Genomic DNA, 16,076 nt, shown 5'->3' with positions numbered 1-16,076 from the left:
GGGGTCTGATTAAGACCTGAATATACCAGATAGGCAGTCGGTTTTGGCAGTAAGACGTTGGTTTTGGATTCCTTTTGGCGGTGTGCTCCTGTCAGTGATACTGGTTGCGCTTTTTATGTTGTTTGCCTATTTGGGCGAGCAGCGTATGCAAGACAGTATTCGCAAACAGGCAGAGGTGCTGGCTCATTCTCTGGAAAGCACGCTGGTGCGGTCCATTCAGGACGTGCACGGGCGTATGCGTATACTGGCACGGCATCTGGCGGCATCTGACCTAGGACTGGAGGCGGATTCTGAACTGGTCAGGCAGGTGCGCAATCTGGTGCAAGCGGCTCCCCAGTTGCGTGAGTTGGTGCTGCTGGATAGCCAGGGGGATCTGTTGGCTACATCTGGTGATGCTGATCTTCGCCAGAGTCAGGTGCTTCAGCTGAAAAGTTGCCTTGAGTGGTATCAGCCGGGGCAGTTTCTGGCGGTGGGTACACCTGTGCCCGGCCGTTCTATCTCCCATCCTGTCTCCCCTGAAGGGGTGACCCACCTTCCAGTGTGTATGCCTGTTCACTCAGAGGGCAGAGAAGAGCCGCTTTGGGTGGTTGCCATTCTTAACCCGGATGCACTGCGTGAACAGTTCTTTCCGGTGGTTCATAGTCTTAAGGCAGAGGCAGCGTTGTACCGTTATGACGGGCAGGCGCTGGTGAGCTTCCCCAAGCCGGATGTGTCAGAGGCGCAGGGCGGTGGTGGCTCGGCGCGATATCTTTCCTTGCTGGCTGAACGTGACTGGGGCGTATTGCAGGAAGTCAAAGGCGAGACAACCTGGATAACCGGCTACCGCTCGACTTCCATGTATCCACTCTTGCTGACAGTATCCATTGATCAGGATGTGGCGCTGGCGCGGTGGAATAAAACCATCAGTGGTTTTCGCTGGGCGGTGATGCTGGCGGTGGCCGTTATTCTGGTGGCTGTTTTGATCATGTCCTGGCTCAATCGCCGCCAGTGGCGACTCATGGGAGAGCTGAAGCTGTTGAGTGCAGCCATCAGCACGACGGCCAATGCGGTACTGATTACCGATCGCCAGGGGCGGATTCAATGGGTGAATGGTGCTTTTACCGAGATGATGGGGTATGAGCCCCAGGAAGTATTGGGGCGCAAGCCGTCACTATTGAATTCAGGTGAGCATTCCAAACTGTTTTTCAACCGGCTTTGGCACGCCATCCTCGATGGCCAGGTATGGCGTGGAGAAGTGGTGAACATTAACCGTAACCGACAGCGCCTGGTCGTCGAACAGACGATTACCCCGATTCTGGATGACAAGGGGCAGGTAAGCCATTTTGTTGCGGTTCAGGAGGATGTGACCCTTCGCAAGCAGGCCGAGGACCGGTCAAAATTTCTGTCAACGCATGATCCGCTCACGGGGTTGCCCAACCGGCGTGCACTTATGCATAAACTGCAGGTGGTGCTGGAAGCACTGGATTCGATCGAAGTCGTGCTGCTTTATATCGATCTCGATAACTTCAAGTCGGTGAACGATACGCTTGGGCATGGCAAAGGCGATCAGTTGTTGCAGATTGCCGTACAGCGACTGCAGCAGGCTTTACCCGAGTCAGTTTTCCTGTCGCGCCTCGGCGGGGATGAGTTCGCGGTTGTAATGGCTGAGCCAAATGCCCGCGCTCAGGTAGAAATGATGGCTGAGCGGATCTGCTCAGTACTGGCCGATTCCTTTGAGCTCAAAAATGCGCGTTTCCAGCTGACGGCCAGTATCGGTATTGCCGTTGCCGGGAGTCAGACCGACCCGCAAACACTGTTGCGACAGGCTGACCTGGCCATGTACAGCGCCAAGCAGATCGGGCGTGGCGGTTTTCAGGTGTTCAGTCCCGATATGGATAACAGGGCTCAACGGCGTGTCGCGTTGGAGCAGGGGCTGCGCAAAGTGGTTGAGTCGGGCTGTGCCGGGTTGGAAATGCGCTATCAGCCCATCTTCGATGCGCAGCGTCTGGTGCCGGTCGGGGCTGAAGTGCTGCTGCGCTGGCAGGACGGTGATGACTGGGTCTCACCGGCTGAGTTCATTCCAGTGGCTGAAGACAGCGGTATGATTGTGGATATCGGTGCCTGGCAGCTGGGCCAGGTGCTGCAGCAGCTGTCTGAATGGGATCAACAGGGGCATACCCAGTTCTACCTGAGTCTGAATATTTCGGCTGTTCAGCTGGCGCGGGACGGTGTGGCACAGAGACTACTGGATATGCTGGAGTTACATGCGCTGGATCGGTCCCGAGTGGTGGTCGAAATTACGGAAACGACCCTGATGGGGGTTACCCGTCAGGTAGAAGATAACCTGACGCGACTGGAGTCTTCAGGGGTCAGGCTGTCGATCGATGATTTTGGTACTGGTTATTCGTCACTGGGCTATTTACGCGAGCTTGATGCCAGTTACCTGAAAATCGATCGCTCTTTTGTGATTGGTATCGGTAACCGGGACAGCGACGAAGAAATTGTACTGGCCATGCTGGCGCTGGCGAAGAGCCTTAACATGAAGGTGGTAGCAGAGGGGGTTGATACCAATGAGCAGCTGCAATTCCTGCGTCAGCACGGCTGTGACTTGATACAGGGCTTTCTGCTTTCCAGGCCCGTAACCGCGGCAGAAATTCCGCCATTGCTGGTTGGCGAATAAATTTCAAAAAAATGATAAAAAGGGCTTGCAGAGCAAAAGGTTAGCTGTATAATTCGCACCAAGTTTCAGGACTATAGCTCAGCTGGTTAGAGCACCACCTTGACATGGTGGGGGTCAGCGGTTCGAATCCGCTTAGTCCTACCAGAATTACGCTGCAGAAACAGCGAGTTAGCGAAAGCGGCTCGCTGTTTCTGTTTGTGGTTTCCAAAAAGTTTCCAATCAGTTTCCATACCTCTTATTCTTGTCTCTGATATTTAGCCGATAGCGGCTGACTGCATTTCGATCGATGATCCTATGAATTCCGAAAACACTGAAACAGCATTCTCCCTGCGACGCCCATACCATTGCCACAAAGGCAGGAATGAAGGCAAAAAGATTGGTGCGATTGAAATTCTAGCGGTCGGCTAAATCTCACTCCTCAGGCTCTTCAATCAACTTGGCTATCTCCGGCGGGAGGTTGTCCATTTTCCAGTCGATATCGGTCACGTTCACCTGGCTCATGTTCAGGTCGGCGTCCACCGCAATTGGCTTCATTTCTTCATGTCCTTCCAGATAGTGCCAGTTGTTGCTGACTTCGCGTGGCCAGCCAGTGCCATGATGTATTCGACCGGGTACCCAGCTTTGTAATACATCAAAATGCCCAGGGCACGTATATCGTGAAAGGTGGGGCGTTGCTCTTTTGTGAGGTGGTCGTAGGCGCCTGACGCATCCCGGTACTTGGAGAGCTGTTTACTCAGGTACTGGGGCAGCACTGCAAACGGGTGCGGCTTGGCTGCTCGGGCTTTGGCGCTCATTCGCAATGGCCGGTAATGCACCAGGTACGGGCAGGGCACGTCGCTTTTCACCGCGGCACGCAGGGCAGCCCAAAGGGCATCACCGGCTTTTATCTCGATATAGACCGGCCTGTTGTAGTTGCGTGTCTTCTGCTGCAGGACTTTAGTTTGAGTCGATTATGATTACTTAAGATCGCGTCATATGTATTTGATGGATTGAAGATGAGTCATTGTGTCACTCGCGGGTTGTAGCCCCACAGCATGCGACCCAACATCCCGGGGCCGAGCCCAATTATAAAACCACCACGTAGACCAAAAACCAGAGCCCAGAAAAGACGGTAATCCCAAGTTTCAGGAATTGCAGAAAGTACATCCTGACTGGAGATTGAAGGTGAACTATTGCGAGCAGGGGCGCGGAGTAAAAGCTCGATGAAGTGCCCAGCTTCGGGGGCTGAATAGTAGAGCAACAAGGTAAGTGTTACCAGGTACCACCCGATCAAACCACCCAGCCGGGCACTACGTGCATACAGGCAACTGCCAACCATCAAGATTATAAACAGGAAACCGCTGTTAGTATGAAAGACCAAAATGGTTGGTATGGTCAGGATTACGGAAAGCTTCCAGTAGTAGGGCAGGGCGAGCATCTTGAATGTATCAATCAGATGGTCGATGAATTCCACATTGATATCATCGTAGCGCATGAAGCTTTCCTAAAGTCCTGTCCCTAGAAGGTCTGAGTACCTTGCACACTTATTCAGCTAAGCCATGCTTGGGAACTCTCGCACATTGTGGCATGTGAAGGCGTCCCACGCACTGGTTTCGGGTCTTTTGTGAGGTCAGTCCTACCACTTGATATTTAAGACTGGAGTGCGCACATTGCAGACCTTAGCGGGAATTGGCCAGTCATTCCGAGTACCACGATACCTGTGGACGAACTGCTTTAAGTTTCTGTAGTTACATACAGTGTATTGAGAGCCACGTGCCTAGGGTGCTTGTTTTGTCACGTGACTATGCTCATTTGTGACTGGTAACAGGCGGGAAAATCGTTCAGTATCGGGACACTATGGACTGGCCGTTGCAGGATAACCCGCACGGCAAAGCTGCAAAACGCGCATGCTCGTTTTCACCGGAAGAGAATGACTGTGATATCTCGATTTATTCTTTATCTTCAGGTGCTTACAGAAGATTTTCCAGCCTTGGCTGAAAGCAAAAATGCGCATGCGCAGTATTAAAAATGTTAAAACTCAAAGGAAATATCGAGCATGAAAGTACTAGCAGAGATGGCGTTCAATTATTTATGGCTTCTCATGTTCGAGGGTGAGGAAGTGATCGATTTTGATTATGCAGTAAAAATTCAAGAGAGCCTTCCTGAGTATTTCGCTTCAATGACTGATGAAGAAAAAAGGGCTTTGTCAGAAGTGGCGAAAGAAGCCCAATCAAGGCTTTTGGCTGAGCCTGATGAGAATGGGTATACGCCTCGCAAGCTTATCACCGATGAGCAAAAAGCGTTTATGGCGGCACTTTCTTCAGGGGAGCTGTTTTGAGCACTGGACGTAAAAGTTTTAACAAGGCACAGCAGTCGCTCCCGTTGGTCGCTGGGACCGTCAAAACGCTGCGCTTTTTTGCCGGCCCCTGTGTGCGGCGTTAGGCCTATAGTGAATATTATTGAAGAAGGAATCTAATGTCAGGGAATAGCAGTGCTTTAGTGCCGATTGAGTCATGGGCATATGCCTCACCAGAGCGAAGGGCTCTGGTAAAAGTATTGATATAGGGCTTTTTGCTGAGTCGTTAATATACTATGACACCGTAATTGTTAATCCTTCTAATCAACTTCAGTTGGCAGAGTTTATAAGCTGGTTTATAAATAATGGAACTCTGAATGATTTCTATATGCTTCTCAAAGAAGGAACGCTTAAATTCTATGAGTACTCATTCATAAGCACGGCAATTATAAAAGACGATGAATACTCTATATGGAATATTCAAGATAAGTTGCAGGCAGAGCCAAATTCTTTTGAAAGACGTTTTCTATATCACCAATCAATAGAGGCGTTATTTCCGAAGGCAAGACATAGAAAGCACCTCTACTCGGCCTTTAGGGATAATGTCGTCGAAGTAAAAACAGAAGAATTTGGCTCTGCAATAGAAAATGCCAGAGCCGATTTTAGAGATCCTAGAAGAAATGCCATTATCGTACAATCATTCGTAGACTAAATTTATAGTGTCCATTCTTTAGGAAGACCTCCTGAAATTAAAGCTACTATTTCTAACTCTGAGGACGGTACTAAGCATCGACTAAATTTCAATATCGATTTCAATGAATTGAGTCGAATAGCGGGTGACGAGGTGAATTTCCACAATGTTACGCCGCTTTCTGCTTCAGCATTATCAAATCGCTTTATCTGGTCGGCTGCAACTATGGGTAGTGACCTTTTTTTACCCCAACCAATGAGTATCCTCGTTGGTGATAAGCTTTATGAATCTAAAGAACGTATAGCTAAGTCCGGGGATATTATCGAGGAGCTTAAAGGTAAGGTTGAGTTTCCTGATATTAGGGCGCTTGTAAACTCGGATCAGCTTCCGCTCAGAGAGATATTGAAAATTAGAGATAGAGCCAAAAAGTTTCGAAAATGGCTACAGCAAGAGAATGGTCGTGATAGAGACGCAATAATTGCCTATCACAATGAAGTCGCAAAGGAGAGTGGCCTAGTTACAGCTGGGCGTAAGACTTTGAGCCTTTTCGGTGTTTTGGGTAGTGGGGCTGTAGGCTCTGCCGTTGGGGCCGCTGTCGCAGGCCCAGGCGGTGCCGCGATTGGCGGTGCAGCGGGTAGCGACTTTGGTTACTTGGCCGATGTCAGCTCCAAGGTAGGTAGCGATTGGAAGCCCGTGATTTTTGGGGGGTGGCTAAAAGAACGAATTGAAAAAGTGGTAGCTGATGATGATAAAGCCATACAAGTGGGTTCAGGTGACACCTACGGCGCACCTGGAGCAAGTCTTAATGTCTCCTTTGGGCCAGAGAAGTACTTTTCACTATATTTCTTTGGCTCTAAACCTGATGTGATGGGTTAAGCCTTCAGCTACACATCTCCTTTATGCATTATTAGTTCATTTTTATATCACCCATCCTGGATGCATGAGTGTCCCGTAACACCCTGTATGCACGGATTCTCGGCCTATCATCCCGAGGCATTACCCTGACTTACCGGGCTCTTCAAATAGTCCTATTGATTTACCGGTATTGTTATCAATTCGCCCGAGTGAAATACGATTTCGAGAATCGTTTTGTAATGGCTTCATTCTCTTTCAACACAGGTGAGAGCACACCTCAGCGCGAAACACTGCTCTTGGTTGATCTGTTTTTCTAGTGGTATTGAAACAAATAACTGCTGTATGAAATTTCGACAATTTGGCTGTGTCTGTTCCCTCAACTTGTTTTGAAGCATCGAGGGTCTTTGGGACCGGCAGATATGCAGACATATATCAAAAAAATTATTCCGCAGCGCACAATAATAATGCACAATCATTTGGTTATAAGAATAAGAGGTAAGCAGATGTGCTATCCGTTCTGGAGGCGTTTCTGTGCATGATCACATCGGTACTTCAGTACTAAGCGTGGTCTAAATGAAAAAGCATATCAATTACCAAAGTTAAAAGAGAGCAAATATGCAGAACCTCAGTCTTAGAACAATGCTAACAGGCGGCTTTGCTGCGATCGCTTTGACCTTGCTTCTAGTTGGGTTTATGAGCATCAATTCCGCAATGGAGATGAAGAGTGATGTTGAAGAACTGGGACATGAACGGATTGATGCAATTGATCTTTTAGGCCAAATCAACAATGAGCGGCTGAATATTCGGGCGCAATCGCTGTTAATCACCCTATACCCTGAGCTCTCCGCCTCAGCGACAAATTCACACCGTAATACCTACCAGGAGCGTCTCGGATCCTGGCAAAGGCTCGATCAGCTTTTGGCACGCTACGATGCAATTCCTCGAACTGACACGGGAGAAGGCATGTATCAACGACTCAGGGATTCAATCAATACGTGGCGTAAGCAAGCCGCCCCTCTTGATCAGCTCATAGAAGATTTGGGTCAGGCTCAGGCTTCAGATCGTTATGATCAACTTTTCTCAGAATACAAATCAAAATTTCAAGGTATCCGTGTGAGTTCTGAGACAATGGAATCTCAGCTTCTTCAGTTAATTGAACGAAACAAGCAGCTCACCGGTGATGTTGTGAGTGATGCTACAGTGGAAGCCACCGAGTCCGTTAGAAATACCGTTATTGCGGTGGTACTAGGTTTTATTTTGGCTATCACTGCAGGTGTTTATATCACCCGAACAGTATTGGGCCAGCTTGGTGGTGAGCCGGTTGATGTGAAGGGGGTTGTAAACGCGATTGCTGAAGGCGATCTAACAACTCATATTCCATTGCGTGAGGGTGATTCTGATAGTTTATTGGCCAATTTTGCCAGTATGGTAGAGACCATGCGGAGCATGATGAAGCAAATTGCGGATGCATCCGTACAGGTCTCTGCAGCGGCTGAAGAACTATCGGCTTCAAGTACGCAGACTAATACTCAGGTTAAGCTCCAGCAGTCTGAAATTACTCAAGTCGCGACAGCAATGAATCAGATGGCGGCTACTGTAATGGATGTGGCCAGAAACGCCTCCTCCGCTGCCGATGCGGCCCAAGTTGCCAACAATGAAACCGGAAGCGGACGTAAAATTGTTAATGAGGTGATCGAGACTATCCATCACCTGGCAGCTGATATAGAGAAATCCAGCAACAATGTAATGTCTTTGGTACAAGACAGCCAAGAAATCGGGACTGTACTGGATGTAATTCAAGATATTGCTGAGCAAACCAATCTGTTGGCACTAAATGCTGCCATTGAGGCTGCACGAGCCGGTGATCATGGACGTGGCTTCTCGGTTGTTGCAGATGAAGTTCGCTCGCTAGCGAGTCGCACCCAAGCCTCAACCGAAGATATTCAGAACCGAATCAACAAAGTACAGAGTAGCTCAACATCGACTGCGTCTCAGATGGAGCACGGTAGGTCAAGCAGTTTGAGAACGGTTGAACAAGCAACGCAGGCAGGCGAAGCTTTAAGTGTTATTGATTCATCCGTCGCGGCGATAAACGACATGAACTCTCAAATTGCAGCAGCGGCTGAGGAACAGTCATCTGTTGCCGAAGAAATTAATCGTAATATCACAACAATTTCACAGGCCGTTGATGAAACAGCTAGTGCAACAACTCAAGTGACAGCAGCTAGTCAGGAGCTGGCCAGGCTTTCGAGCATCTTACAGGACAGTGTACAGAGATTTAAGTTGTCATAAGCTGATGTTGATCTCACTATTTCACCGTGACAGCTTACTTATGCAAGCGAAAGGGCTTATAACTGGTTTTATTTACAGTATTCCCTTGAAATATTGAGGGTCAGAAGCTAGCATTTAATCATGCTGGTCGCAGTGACCGCAATCGACAGCAAGCCTCGCAATCGCGGGGCTTTTTTGTGTCTGAAACTCCTCGCCGTGAGGTGACATGGAGTGCTGTGGTAACCTGCTCCCCACTTTCTAATCTACTAAGCTATTAGTAATGTTCATCACAGAAAATGCTCGACTGAAGTAGCTTTTGGGGGAGTCGGAGCTCGATACCGAGGCCTTGAAGGCGGCGCGCTGAACCGAAAGTATTAACCGTCGGGTACAAGCGCGAGGCTGTGCGCACGATGCGATCTGAAACAGCAATATTGTGGCAGGGCTTGTTCACTCGTCGGGTTATGCCACGCCACACAGCGCTATGAGCCTCGCTACTCCGTTGAGAATGAAGCGTTAGCCTAACGGGTCCGGGGGGGGCGCGTTGGAGCGACGCAGATTTGGGTATCGGTGCGTCCATCAGCTCTTACGTCGGGAAGGCATCGAATTGAACCATAAGAAGGTCTATCGGATATACCGGCAAGCTGGGTTAGCCGTTCGCAAACGTTCACGCCGCAAAGGTATCATGCTGGAACGTCAGCTACTGGCGCTGGCCGATCGACCCAACCAAACCTGGTCAATGGACTTTGTTATGGACTCACTCTCGAATGGCCGACGCATCAAGTGTTTGACAGTCCTGGATGATTTCACGAAAGGGTACTTGGATATACCGGTTGCACTGGGCATATCAGGCGAGCAGGTCTGTCGCTCACTCGATGCTGTTGCGGCGGTCAGAGGCTACCAGAAAGCTGTCAGAGCGGACCAAGGGTTGGAGTTTACTGGCAAAGCACTGGATCAGTGGAGCTAAGAGAATAAGGTGGAACTGAAGCTGATACAGCCTGGAAAGGCGATGCAAAACGGGTAAATCGAAAGTTTCAAAGGCAATTTCCGGGATGAGTGCCTGAATGGGCATTGGTCTTTTTGAGGGGGGCTGGCCCGCCAGCTCATCAGTGAATGGCAAGTCGATTATAACGAACAGCGACAACGACAACGCTGGGCTACCAGGCCCCGCTGGAGTACGGATCTGCGTTCTGATAGCAGGAAATAGACTCAACAACCAACAATATTACTAGAAGCCGGTTGGATTAAATATCGGAAGCAGGTCAAGAGAAGGCTGAGAACTGGTTTCCAAACCACCCGTAGTTTATTGATCTGTATAACCAAGAATTGCCGTGCTTCGGATACCAAAAATAAAATGAAAAGACTATGTAAATCAAAGTGTTATAATTAGTTGGCTTTCACTTTGATATACTGGGGGAGGAGGGCAGTGGTTCGAATCCGCTTAGTCCTACCAAATTCTTGCAAAAAAGGCGAATCACTTGGTGGTTCGCCTTTTTTGTTTGTCTTGCGCGTGGTGGTAGGGAGGTCTTAACAGGTTGCTGCCTAGCCTGTCGCGGCCGGTAGCCAGCCCTGGAAGCAGGGTTCCCAACAGTCAAACAAAAGTACCAGTTCGCTGCCGCACTTTGAGCAGCGGTAAACCGGGTGGGTGTGGTGCTCGCGCAGTTTGACGAGGTGTTCGTGCGGCGCTTTTGATGAGCCCATGATCTGGGTGCAATGCGTACATTCAGACATATATTCTCTTATTATTGCTATACCTTGTATATACATAATAGGAGAAGTGATGCTGTGAATGCGAGTGTCGCAGATGAATTAATTATGACAGTTGTGCGAGTAACCTGCTTTCATTGCGTTGTTCGCCAGCGTATGTCGTTCCAGTGGGCTCAAGCATCTCCCAGTCGCCGTTTTCACGTAGCAGGTATGCCTGGCAGTCATCGCACTTGAATAGCTCGCTGTTGGTGATGCGGCTAATGAGGTGATGGGGTGGCTGGATGCGTCCGCTGCTGAGCAGTTTGTTACAAGATGGGCAGGCGTGTGACATGGCTGGATTCCTTTCACTGCATAGAAATTTGGCTACTGTTCCCTGTACCTTGAAATTTAGCGGATCCGGACGCAGATGGCATTAGGTCTTTTTCCTATTTTTCCGGATATAAAAAAACCCCGCAATGCGGGGTTTTTAGTGTCTAGCGTATTATTAGGCCGGATAGTCTCGCTGTGTGGCGCCGGTGTAGAGCTGGCGCGGACGACCGATCTTGTTCGGGCTGGAATGGAACTCGTTCCAGTGAGAGATCCAGCCGATTGTACGAGACAGGGCGAAGATCACGGTGAACATGTTGGTCGGGATGCCGATCGCTTTCAGGATGATGCCAGAGTAGAAGTCGACATTCGGGTACAGTTTGCGAGCCACGAAGTATTCGTCTTCCAGGGCGATCTGTTCCAGGCGCTTGGCAATCTTGAGCTGCGGATCGTTTTCGATACCCAGCAGGGCCAAAACTTCGTCGCAGGTCTTCTTCATGACCTTGGCGCGCGGATCGAAGTTGCGGTATACGCGGTGGCCAAAGCCCATCAGGCGGAACGGATCGTTCGGATCCTTGGCCTTCTCGATGAACTCGGGGATGTTGGCTTCGTCCCCGATCTCATCCAGCATGTTCAGTACGGCTTCGTTAGCACCGCCGTGTGCCGGTCCCCACAGGGCGGCAATGCCGGCTGCGATACAGGCGAACGGGTTGGCACCGGAAGAGCCGGCCAGACGTACGGTAGAGGTAGAGGCGTTCTGCTCATGGTCTGCGTGCAGGATGAAGATGCGATCCATGGCGCGGGCCAGCACCGGATTGACTTCATATTCAGAGCACGGAGTGCCGAACATCATGCGCAGGAAATTTGCGCCATAGCTCAGATTGTTCTGCGGGTACATGAACGGCTGGCCGATGGAGTACTTGTAGCACATGGCAGCCAGAGTCGGCATCTTGGCGATCAGGCGGTAGGCGCATACTTCACGATGATGTGGATCGTTGATATCCAGGGAATCGTGATAGAAGGCGGACAGTGCGCCAACAACGCCACACATGATGGCCATCGGGTGAGCGTCGCGGCGGAAGCCTTTGAAGAACTGGCTCAGCTGCTCGTGCACCATGGTATGGTTGGAGATGGTGTTAACGAACTTGGCTTTTTCTTCTGCGTTGGGCAGTTCGCCATTCAGCAACAGGTAGCAGACTTCAAGATAGTCGGACTTTTCAGCCAGCTGTTCAATCGGGTAGCCGCCATGCAGCAGAATGCCATTGGCACCATCAATATAGGTGATTTTGGATTCACAGGCCGCTGTGGATACGAAGCCGGGATCGTAGGTGAAAAGGCCTTTGCCAGTCAGCGGACGTACATCAATGACGTCGGGACCTTCAGTACCGGAATAAACCGGCAGTTCGATCGCTTCGTCCAGACCATCGACTGTCAAACGTGCTTTCTTGTCAGCCATTAGAGGCTCCTATCATTCTGTTTGTATTGCTGCGGCCAGCGTATGCGCCGCGTCATAGGAAAATGGCCCGAAATAGGACTCGACCACTATAGAGTTTGAAACGGGATTGTCAATTAAGCCTTAGGCATAAGATGTTGCAATGCAAAAAGATAATAAGACAGTTGCGAAAAGCGACAATAGTTAAATAATTAATTGGTCGAATAGATAAGTACAAATAGATAGTTACGTCTAGTTTAACGGCTTGGATCAGACACTAGACTTAAGCCTTAAGAAGGGGGTTCTGCGTTGTATTCCCTAGGTGATCTGTCTATACTCTCGCACCTGAGTTGGCACCGTGCCCACTGGTTTAGTGTCAGTTCTGGCATCTCGAGGTACTACTCTCTGAGCACTTCCTAGCAACCTTGTCCTCTTGTTCTGCAATTGGGCAGAAAAAAGTGTGAACTAGAGCCGTGAACAAGAAAAGACCTGTAAATTTAGATCTTCGAACCATAAAACAGCCACTTCCGGCGATTACTTCAATCCTGCATCGTGCAACCGGTGTAGTGCTATTCTTTGGCGCTATCTTCATGATGTATGCATTGAGTTTGTCGCTGGAGTCTCAGGCCGGCTTCAATGAAGCTGCTGAGATGCTCCAGGAATCATTCCTGGCAAAACTTATCGCATGGGGACTGGTTTCAGCTCTGCTGTACCATTTCTTTGCAGGTATCAAACACCTGGTTATGGACATGGGACACTGTGAAGAGATCGAAAGCGGCCGTATGGCAGCCAAGGTGACTCTTATTATTGCAGGTGTTTCCATTTTGTTGGCAGGAGTCTGGGTATGGTAACCAGTATTACGAGCTTTGGTCGCAGCGGTCTTTATGACTGGATGATGCAGCGCGTTACTGCGCTGGTTCTGGCGACTTATACTATTTTCATGATCGGCTACCTGCTGTTCAATCCTGACCTGTCCTATGAGCAGTGGAAGGATCTGTTCAGCGGCACTGGTATGCGCATCTACACCCTGCTGGCGATCCTGTCTCTGGTCGCTCATGCCTGGATCGGCATGTGGTCTGTTTCTACCGACTACATCAAGCAGGCCGGCGCTCGCTTTGTGTTCCAGTCCGTATGCGGCCTGCTGGCGTTTATCTACGTCGTGTGGGGCATCCAGATTCTGTGGGGTATCTAAAACATGTCTAAACTGCGTACTCTGACTTTCGACGCAATCGTTGTCGGTGGTGGTGGTGCAGGTATGCGCGCCGCCCTGCAGCTGGCTCAGTCCGGCCTGAATACCGCTTGTGTCACTAAAGTGTTCCCGACTCGTTCTCACACTGTATCTGCTCAGGGTGGTATTACCTGTGCGATTGCCAGTGCTGATCCGAACGATGACTGGCGCTGGCATATGTATGACACCGTCAAAGGGTCAGACTATATCGGTGACCAGGACGCAATCGAGTACATGTGCTCTGTAGGTCCGCAGGCTGTATTCGAGCTGGATCACATGGGTCTGCCGTTCTCCCGTACTGAAGTTGGTCGTATCTACCAGCGTCCGTTCGGTGGTCAGTCCAAGAACTTCGGTGAGGGTGGTCAGGCTGCCCGTACCTGTGCTGCTGCCGACCGTACGGGTCACGCGCTGCTGCACACTCTGTACCAGGCCAATATGAAAGCCGGTACTACCTTCCTGAACGAATGGTATGCCGTTGATCTGGTTAAAAATGCTGATGGTGCAGTTGTAGGCTGTATCGCTATCTGCATCGAAACCGGTGAGACTGTATACATCAAGTCCAAGGCAACTGTTCTGGCCACCGGCGGTGCGGGTCGTATCTACTCTTCGACCACGAACGCCCTGATCAATACCGGTGACGGTATGGGTATGGCCATGCGTGCAGGTGTTGCCGCTCAGGATATGGAAATGTGGCAGTTCCACCCGACCGGCATCGCAGGTGCTGGCGTACTGGTAACCGAAGGTTGTCGTGGTGAGGGTGGCTACCTGATCAACAAGGACGGCGAGCGCTTCATGGAGCGTTACGCGCCGAACGCCAAAGACCTTGCAGGTCGTGACGTTGTTGCCCGTTCCATGATCCTCGAGATTCTTGAAGGTCGTGGCTGTGGTGAAAACGGCGATCACGTATTCCTGAAGCTGGATCATCTGGGTGAAGAGGTTCTGCACTCTCGCCTGCCGGGTATCTGTGAACTGTCCAAGACATTCGCTGCATCCGATCCTGTTAAAGAGCCGATCCCGGTTGTACCGACCTGTCACTACATGATGGGTGGTGTTGCCACTAACATCGGTGGTCAGGCGATCTCTCCGGATCCGGAAACTGGCGAAGACAAGATCATCGATGGTCTGTTCGCCTGTGGTGAAGTGGCATGTGTATCCGTCCACGGTGCGAACCGTCTGGGTGGTAATTCTCTGCTTGACCTGGTTGTATTTGGTCGTGCTGCGGGTCTGCACATTGAGCAGCAGATGCGTGAAGGCTACCAGGTGGCTGACGCAACTGACGCTGATATCGAAGCGGCCATGGCTCGTCTGAACCGTCTGAACAACAGCACTGGTGGTGAGAAAATTGCTGAGGTTCGTAAAGAACTGCAGGATACCATGCAGCTGTACTTCGGCGTGTTCCGTGACGGTGAAAGCATGCAGAAAGGTCTGGGTCTGCTGAAAGAGATCCGCCAGCGTGTTGAGAACGTACACTTGGAAGACAAGAGTCAGGCATTCAATACTTCACGTATTGAAGCGCTGGAGCTCGAAAACCTGATGGAAGTTGCAGAAGCAACTGCTATCGCTGCGGAAGTACGCAAGGAATCTCGTGGCGCGCATGCGCGTAACGACTTTACCGAGCGTGATGACGAGAACTGGCTGTGCCATTCTGTGTTCTTCCCGCAGACCAAGGCCATTGGCAAGCGTGATGTAAACTTCGCGCCGAAGACAATGGATGCGTTCCCGCCGAAAGTACGAACTTATTAAGGGGCTGGTGCGATGCTGGTAAGTGTATATCGTTACAATCCTGAGATTGATGATGCGCCGTACATGCAGGATGTTCATATCGACATCCCGGGTGGCAAGGACATCATGGTGCTGGACCTGCTCCAGCTGTTGAAAGACAAAGACTCGACTCTGGCGTACCGTCGCTCCTGTCGTGAAGGTGTTTGTGGCTCTGATGGCATGAACATGAACGGCAAGAACGGTCTGGCGTGCATCACGCCGCTGTCTGAAGTGGTCGAGAACGACAAGCTGGTACTGCGTCCGCTGCCGGGTCTGCCGGTTATCCGTGACCTGGTCATCGATATGACTCAGTTCTACAAGCAGTACGAAAAGATCAAGCCGTTCCTGATCAACGATACGCCGGCGCCTGCAATCGAACGACTGCAGTCTCCGGAAGAGCGTGCCGAGCTGGATGGTTTGTACGAGTGTATTCTCTGTGCATGCTGTTCCACTGCTTGTCCGTCCTTCTGGTGGAATCCGGACAAGTTCGTTGGTCCGTCCGGTCTGTTGCAGGCTTACCGCTTCCTTGCGGATAGCCGCGATACCGCGACTAACGAGCGTCTGGCTGAGCTGGATGATCCGTTCAGCGTGTTCCGTTGCCACGGCATCATGAACTGCGTGAACGTATGTCCGAAGGGTTTGAACCCGACCAAGGCGATCGGCAAGATCCGTAATATGCTGATTCAGCAAGCGACCTGATCGTTTTTGAATCAATTAAAACGGCATCCGCAAGGGTGCCGTTTTTTTTTGTCCATCGGTTGGGTGGAGTATTTTTACTAGCCAAAAGGCCTATGTCGTCAGAATGGTAATATTTTGTAGAATCGACCCCCGCTAGCAGTGTAAAGGCTGACACAAAAAGCGTAGAATTGTGCCCACGGTCGCACGTGATCCGTC

13 protein-coding genes, 1 tRNA gene and 2 pseudogenes are annotated in these 16,076 nt (G+C 50.4%); 12 read left to right on the top strand and 4 right to left on the bottom strand.

The window, feature by feature from the left end:
* Positions 1-145: 145 nt before the first annotated feature.
* Both BW956_RS05605 and BW956_RS05600 read left to right on the top strand, forming a co-directional pair.
* On the top strand, positions 146-2,659 hold the full coding sequence (locus tag BW956_RS05605) for a bifunctional diguanylate cyclase/phosphodiesterase (protein ID WP_175611969.1): 2,514 nt from the start codon (positions 146-148) through the stop codon (positions 2,657-2,659).
* Positions 2,660-2,726: 67 nt separating this feature from the next.
* Positions 2,727-2,803 (top strand) — tRNA-Val (locus BW956_RS05600).
* 267 nt (positions 2,804-3,070) lie between these two features.
* Here BW956_RS05600 and BW956_RS22725 read toward each other — a convergent pair.
* The 3 genes from BW956_RS22725 to BW956_RS05590 all read right to left on the bottom strand — a co-directional run bounded on the left by BW956_RS22725 (position 3,071) and on the right by BW956_RS05590 (position 4,133).
* Complete coding sequence (locus BW956_RS22725; RefSeq protein ID WP_276327820.1) at positions 3,071-3,193, bottom strand: hypothetical protein; 123 nt, start codon at positions 3,191-3,193, stop codon at positions 3,071-3,073.
* Positions 3,190-3,453: a site-specific integrase gene (locus tag BW956_RS05595; RefSeq protein ID WP_076461510.1), complete on the bottom strand. Its 264-nt coding sequence runs from the start codon at positions 3,451-3,453 to the stop codon at positions 3,190-3,192. The genes BW956_RS22725 and BW956_RS05595 overlap by 4 nt, the downstream gene beginning before the upstream one ends.
* 206 nt (positions 3,454-3,659) lie before the next feature.
* Positions 3,660-4,133, bottom strand: a complete 474-nt coding sequence (locus BW956_RS05590) for a hypothetical protein (protein ID WP_076461508.1) — start codon at positions 4,131-4,133, stop codon at positions 3,660-3,662.
* 561 nt (positions 4,134-4,694) lie between these two features.
* Here BW956_RS05590 and BW956_RS05585 point away from each other — a divergent pair.
* The 6 genes and pseudogenes from BW956_RS05585 to BW956_RS22030 all read left to right on the top strand — a co-directional run.
* On the top strand, positions 4,695-4,976 hold the full coding sequence (locus BW956_RS05585) for a hypothetical protein (protein ID WP_076461506.1): 282 nt from the start codon (positions 4,695-4,697) through the stop codon (positions 4,974-4,976).
* A 175-nt stretch (positions 4,977-5,151) separates the two neighbouring features.
* Positions 5,152-5,646, top strand: a complete 495-nt coding sequence (locus BW956_RS05580) for a hypothetical protein (protein WP_076461505.1) — start codon at positions 5,152-5,154, stop codon at positions 5,644-5,646.
* A gap of 132 nt (positions 5,647-5,778) precedes the next feature.
* Complete coding sequence (locus BW956_RS05575; RefSeq protein ID WP_139327133.1) at positions 5,779-6,501, top strand: hypothetical protein; 723 nt, start codon at positions 5,779-5,781, stop codon at positions 6,499-6,501.
* Between the two features lie 594 nt (positions 6,502-7,095).
* The gene (locus BW956_RS05570; protein ID WP_076461502.1) at positions 7,096-8,772 is read left to right on the top strand and encodes a methyl-accepting chemotaxis protein; all 1,677 of its coding nucleotides are present in this window, start codon (positions 7,096-7,098) and stop codon (positions 8,770-8,772) included.
* A gap of 520 nt (positions 8,773-9,292) precedes the next feature.
* Positions 9,293-9,364, top strand: a pseudogene (locus BW956_RS22870) (hypothetical protein); the annotation flags it as partial.
* Positions 9,365-9,942, top strand: a pseudogene (locus tag BW956_RS22030) (integrase core domain-containing protein); the annotation flags it as partial.
* Between the two features lie 997 nt (positions 9,943-10,939).
* Here BW956_RS22030 and gltA read toward each other — a convergent pair.
* Positions 10,940-12,217 (bottom strand): citrate synthase, encoded by a 1,278-nt coding sequence (gltA, locus tag BW956_RS05555; RefSeq protein WP_010324257.1) that lies wholly within the window; start codon positions 12,215-12,217, stop codon positions 10,940-10,942.
* A 449-nt stretch (positions 12,218-12,666) separates the two neighbouring features.
* Here gltA and sdhC point away from each other — a divergent pair, with 449 nt between their 5' ends.
* Genes sdhC through BW956_RS05535 form a run of 4 tightly spaced genes read left to right on the top strand, consistent with a single transcriptional unit; the run spans position 12,667 to position 15,881 of the window.
* A complete protein-coding gene (gene sdhC, locus BW956_RS05550; protein ID WP_029511226.1) occupies positions 12,667-13,044 on the top strand; it encodes a succinate dehydrogenase, cytochrome b556 subunit in 378 nt (125 codons plus the stop codon).
* Positions 13,038-13,385 (top strand): succinate dehydrogenase, hydrophobic membrane anchor protein, encoded by a 348-nt coding sequence (sdhD, locus tag BW956_RS05545; RefSeq protein WP_076461498.1) that lies wholly within the window; start codon positions 13,038-13,040, stop codon positions 13,383-13,385. Before sdhC ends, sdhD begins: the two co-directional genes overlap by 7 nt.
* Before the next feature lie 3 nt (positions 13,386-13,388).
* Positions 13,389-15,164 carry a succinate dehydrogenase flavoprotein subunit gene (gene sdhA / locus BW956_RS05540; protein WP_010324260.1) on the top strand — a complete coding sequence of 592 codons (1,776 nt, stop codon included), beginning with the start codon at positions 13,389-13,391 and terminating at the stop codon, positions 15,162-15,164.
* Positions 15,165-15,176: 12 nt separating this feature from the next.
* Positions 15,177-15,881, top strand: a complete 705-nt coding sequence (locus tag BW956_RS05535) for a succinate dehydrogenase iron-sulfur subunit (protein ID WP_010324261.1) — start codon at positions 15,177-15,179, stop codon at positions 15,879-15,881.
* Positions 15,882-16,076: the final 195 nt, after the last annotated feature.

The sequence above is a fragment of the Marinobacterium stanieri genome (genome assembly GCF_900155945.1).
In the GTDB taxonomy this organism is placed as follows: Bacteria; Pseudomonadota; Gammaproteobacteria; order Pseudomonadales; family Balneatricaceae; genus Marinobacterium; species Marinobacterium stanieri.
The sequence above is the reverse complement of the archived record's forward strand: the minus strand, read 5'-3'. Positions and strand labels throughout refer to the sequence as shown.

What these genes read in the sequence shown, in the direction of transcription:
- BW956_RS05585 (WP_076461506.1), top strand. Translation starts at nt 4,695, where the DNA reads ATGAAAGTACTAGCAGAGATGGCGTTCAATTATTTATGGCTTCTCATG.
- sdhA (WP_010324260.1), top strand. Translation starts at nt 13,389, where the DNA reads ATGTCTAAACTGCGTACTCTGACTTTCGACGCAATCGTTGTCGGTGGT.
- BW956_RS05590 (WP_076461508.1), bottom strand. Translation starts at nt 4,133, where the DNA reads ATGCGCTACGATGATATCAATGTGGAATTCATCGACCATCTGATTGAT.
- BW956_RS22725 (WP_276327820.1), bottom strand. Translation starts at nt 3,193, where the DNA reads ATGAAGCCAATTGCGGTGGACGCCGACCTGAACATGAGCCAGGTGAAC.
- gltA (WP_010324257.1), bottom strand. Translation starts at nt 12,217, where the DNA reads ATGGCTGACAAGAAAGCACGTTTGACAGTCGATGGTCTGGACGAAGCG.
- BW956_RS05595 (WP_076461510.1), bottom strand. Translation starts at nt 3,453, where the DNA reads ATGAGCGCCAAAGCCCGAGCAGCCAAGCCGCACCCGTTTGCAGTGCTG.
- BW956_RS05605 (WP_175611969.1), top strand. Translation starts at nt 146, where the DNA reads ATGCAAGACAGTATTCGCAAACAGGCAGAGGTGCTGGCTCATTCTCTG.
- BW956_RS05580 (WP_076461505.1), top strand. Translation starts at nt 5,152, where the DNA reads ATGGGCATATGCCTCACCAGAGCGAAGGGCTCTGGTAAAAGTATTGAT.
- sdhD (WP_076461498.1), top strand. Translation starts at nt 13,038, where the DNA reads ATGGTAACCAGTATTACGAGCTTTGGTCGCAGCGGTCTTTATGACTGG.
- BW956_RS05535 (WP_010324261.1), top strand. Translation starts at nt 15,177, where the DNA reads ATGCTGGTAAGTGTATATCGTTACAATCCTGAGATTGATGATGCGCCG.
- BW956_RS05570 (WP_076461502.1), top strand. Translation starts at nt 7,096, where the DNA reads ATGCAGAACCTCAGTCTTAGAACAATGCTAACAGGCGGCTTTGCTGCG.